General features: G+C 64.0%; 1 pseudogene. It reads right to left on the bottom strand.

Features of this window, described 5'->3' with window-relative positions:
* Nucleotides 1-239 (bottom strand): annotated as a pseudogene (locus MTQ10_RS31045) (integrase core domain-containing protein); the annotation flags it as partial.
* Between the last annotated feature and the right edge of the window lie 133 nt (nucleotides 240-372).

The raw sequence follows: 372 nt of genomic DNA on the forward strand, positions 1-372 counted from the left end.
GTCTCGTGCTCGTGGGGCGGGATGTCGCCGATCGCTGTGTGGAGGCGCTGGTTGTTGAACCAGTCGACCCATTCCGCGGTGGCGAGTTCAACGTCGGCCAGGCCGTGCCAGGGCCTGCGCGGCTTTATCAACTCCGTCTTGTAGAGGCCGATCTGGGATTCCATGAGGGCGTTGTCCAAGGCGTCGCCGACGGTGCCGATCGAGGCGTCGATGCCGGCCTCGATCAGGTGTGCGGTGAACGCGAAATGAGCTGCCCCGAGTTTCGTAGAGTCCGGTGATCTTGTTTCAGGCGGACTGCGGGGTGGCTTCCTGTTGTCGCCACCACTCGCGTTCGTACTCGGCGGGCGGTACGTAGTCGAGGGAGGAGTGGAG

Source organism: Streptomyces sp. XM83C (genome assembly GCF_023072675.1).
Classification (GTDB): domain Bacteria; phylum Actinomycetota; class Actinomycetes; order Streptomycetales; family Streptomycetaceae; genus Streptomyces; species Streptomyces thermocoprophilus.